Below are 3,385 nucleotides of genomic sequence, written 5' to 3'. Positions count from 1 at the left end.
AGCCAGAGAAGCCCATATGCGGATCAGCTGCGATTCTTCTTCTCCTTACTATTCCGATGCTCTTCCGCAGGAGACTAGAATAATCCTTCTATGCGCTCCAGTGCCTCCTGGATTCTCTCCACAGGCTGTGTGAGTGCGAACCTCACAAAGCCCTCGCCATATTCACCAAAGCCCACGCCCGGTGTCACGACGACACCCACCTCAAGGAGCTTCTCGGCGAAGCTCATGGAATCGCCTTCAGGCACCGGCATCCAGACGTAGAAGGTTGCCCTGGGCTTCTCCACGTTGAAGCCCAGCTTCCTTAGCCCGTCCACGAGCACATCGCGGCGCTCCTGGTAGATGTGCACATTCCTGCTTACGCACTCCTGCGGGCCGCGAAGCGCCTCCATAGCCGCCTCCTGAATAATCTGCGATGCTCCCGAATCGACATTGGTCTTCACCTTGCCCAGGCCGGCGATGACCTCGCTGTTCCCGCAGGCATAGGCGATGCGCCAGCCTGTCATGTTGTACATCTTGGACAGCGAGTCTATGGCGATGCCCACCTCCCGCGAGCCTTCGAACTCCAGGAAGCTGCGCACCCTGTAGTTGTCGAAGGCTATGGCAGAGTAGGCCTCGTCGGAGCACACTATAATATCATTATCCCGGGCGAAGTCGATAACCCCGCGGTAAAAATCTGCCTCTGCCACCGCCGCTGTGGGGTTGTTGGGGTAGTTTATCCACATCATCTTCGCCCTCTTAACCTTATCGCGGGGTATTTCCTCCAGGTCTGGCAAAAAGTTGTTCTCCCTGCGCAGAGGCATGGCGTAGGGCTCGCCCCCTGCGAACATCACGCCTGTGCGGTACACCGGGTAGCCCGGATTCGTATAGAGCACCACATCCCCCGGGTTTACAAAGGCGAAGTGGATATTGTGCACACCCTCCTTGGAGCCTATCAGCGCTATAACCTCGCGCTCAGGGTCAAGCTCAACGCCGAAGTCGCGCTGGTAGCGCTCCGCCACCGCCTCGCGAAAGCTGAGCATCCCCTCATAACTCGGGTAGCGGTGGTTCTCCGGCTTCTTTGCAGCCTCGCAGGCAGCCTCAACTATGTGCTCAGGCGTCGGCAGATCAGGGTCGCCCACGCCAAAGCTTATCACATCAACGCCCTCCTTGCGTTTCTCCGCTATCTTGCGGTCAAGCTCCGCAAACAGGTAGGGAGGCAGTCTCCTTATACGCTCTGCATACTCCATAGTAACACCTATAATCTTGATACTTGTGAGGAATTGCAATCTAAGATTAAAAAATTTTCCCCATCATAGAAGGCAGGAGCTATGAAGACACTTATAATAACCGAGAAACCAAAAGTGAGTCAGAAGATAGCCTATGCAATTTCAGATAAGTGCAAACGTAAAAGCGCTGGCGGGGTGAGCTACTTTGAAATCTCAAACAACGGCGAGACCATCTATGTCGCCAGTGCCGCGGGGCATCTCTACTCCCTGAAGGAGAAGAAGAACAGCTACTCCTACCCGGTGTTTGACATCGAGTGGGCGCCCCTCTACGAGGTGGACAGGAGTAAGAGCTACACGCGGAAGTACATCTCAATGCTCAAAAACCTCGCCTCCGGGGCAGAGAGGTTTATAATAGCCACTGACTACGACATTGAGGGTGAGCTTCTGGGCTACAATGCGCTGCGCTTCGCATGCTCTGCCACTCGTGCCAAGAGGATGCGTTTCTCAGCTTTAACAAAGCCCGACCTGAAGCGGGCCTATGACAACCTCGCCGAGGTGGACCTCCCCCTCGTTAAGGCCGGCGAGGCGAGGCACATAATGGACTGGTACTGGGGAATAAATACCTCCCGCGCGCTCTCAAGTGCTGTCAAGGCCTTTTCTAAAAAGTTCACCACCTTCTCCGCCGGCAGGGTTCAGACGCCTGCACTGGCGATACTGGTTGAGAGGGAGAAGGAGATTGCAGGCTTCGTGCCAGAGCCCTTCTGGGTGCTCAGCGCCAAGCTTCGAGTTGGGAGGAGCAATGTCAGGGCGACTCACGCACAGGGAAAGCTCTTCGACCAGGGCGAGGCAGAGCGGCTTTACTCAAAGCTTCGGGATGCCAAGGAGGCCAGGGTTGAAAGGGTGGAGCTCAAGGAGAGCGCAGTCCCGCCACCTGTGCCCTTCGATCTGGGCACACTCCAGAGCGAAGCGTACCGCTACTTCAGACTGAGCCCCAAGGCGACGCAGGACATAGCCCAGAGCCTCTATGAGAGCGGATACATCTCATACCCCCGAACCTCGTCGCAGAAGCTTCCGCCCACCATCGGGTACAGGCGGATTATTGAAGCCCTTGCCAAGAATGAGAAGTTTACCTCCCTGACAGAAATCCTACTGGACAGGGAGAAGCTCTATCCGAGGCAGGGCAAGAAGGACGACCCCGCTCATCCAGCGATTTATCCCACCGGTGTAAAGCCCAAAAAACTCTCCCAGCGGGAAGAGAAGCTCTACTTGCTGATAGTGCACCGCTTCCTCGCCACCTTCGGCGATGCAATGAAGCGAGCTAAGATGAACATAACGACAAGCATCCGTGGCGAGGAGTTCATCTTCTCCCGTGCGAGAACGCTGGAGCCAGGGTGGCGGGTTTTCTATCCCTACGCCAAGCTGGAGGAACATCTCCTGCCCAGGCTTGAGCGCGGTGATGTGCTCAAGGTGCTCAGCATCAGCCTTGAAGAGGAGGAAACAAAGCCGCCTGAGCGCTACAACCCTGCCTCGCTTGTGGCAGAGCTGGAGCGCCGCGGGCTGGGCACAAAAGCCACGCGTGCCGAGGTTGTGGATACCCTCTACAAGCGGGAGTATATCACCGGCGTGCCCATAAGGGTCACACCGATAGGAATGAGTGTTATTGAGGCTCTGGCCGAGTATGTGCCTGAGATAATAAGGGAGGAGCTGACAAGACGCTTTGAGCAGAGGCTGGAGGAGATTCGGCAGGGAAAGCTCGATGCTGAGCGCACACTGGAAGAGGCGAAGCGCGAGCTGATGCGCATAATGAATGAGTTCAAGCGTCGCGAACGCGAGATAGGAGAGAAGCTCGCCCAGGCAATAGCAGAAAAGAGAAAGAGTGAGGTTATAGGCAAGTGTCCGCGCTGCGGCGGTGAGCTGCGCATTATCCGCTCAAGAAAGACTGGAAAGCGCTTCATAGGCTGTGAGAATTATCCCAGCTGCAATGTCTCCTTTCCGCTGCCCCAGAAGCGCGGGGTCTACCCGACAGACAAGCTCTGCAATGTCTGTGGTTTGCCCATGGTGAGCATACCCCTTGGAAGGCGCCGTGTGCTGAGCTGCATCGACATGAACTGCAAAAGCAAGGATAAGTACAGAAAGAAGAAGGAGGCGGGTTGAAAAGGCTGCTCAGCGCGATGCCTGCC

At 56.2% G+C, this 3,385-nt stretch carries 2 protein-coding genes; one reads left to right on the top strand and one right to left on the bottom strand.

The features are described 5' to 3' along the window. Positions 1–74 precede the first annotated feature (74 nt). Positions 75–1,226 (bottom strand): LL-diaminopimelate aminotransferase, encoded by a 1,152-nt coding sequence (locus ACXJJW_RS04950; protein ID WP_456474626.1) that lies wholly within the window; start codon positions 1,224–1,226, stop codon positions 75–77. A gap of 81 nt (positions 1,227–1,307) precedes the next feature. Here ACXJJW_RS04950 and topA point away from each other — a divergent pair, with 81 nt between their 5' ends. Further along, positions 1,308–3,359 carry a DNA topoisomerase I gene (topA, locus tag ACXJJW_RS04945; protein WP_456474625.1) on the top strand — a complete coding sequence of 684 codons (2,052 nt, stop codon included), beginning with the start codon at positions 1,308–1,310 and terminating at the stop codon, positions 3,357–3,359. The last annotated feature ends 26 nt before the right edge of the window (positions 3,360–3,385 follow it).

This window comes from Candidatus Pyrohabitans sp. (genome assembly GCF_054014795.1).
The sequence above is the reverse complement of the archived record's forward strand: the minus strand, read 5'-3'. Positions and strand labels throughout refer to the sequence as shown.

Excerpts from the sequence above, each read along its gene's own strand:
- ACXJJW_RS04950 (WP_456474626.1), bottom strand. The coding sequence starts at position 1,226 with ATGGAGTATGCAGAGCGTATAAGGAGACTGCCTCCCTACCTGTTTGCG.
- topA (WP_456474625.1), top strand. The coding sequence starts at position 1,308 with ATGAAGACACTTATAATAACCGAGAAACCAAAAGTGAGTCAGAAGATA.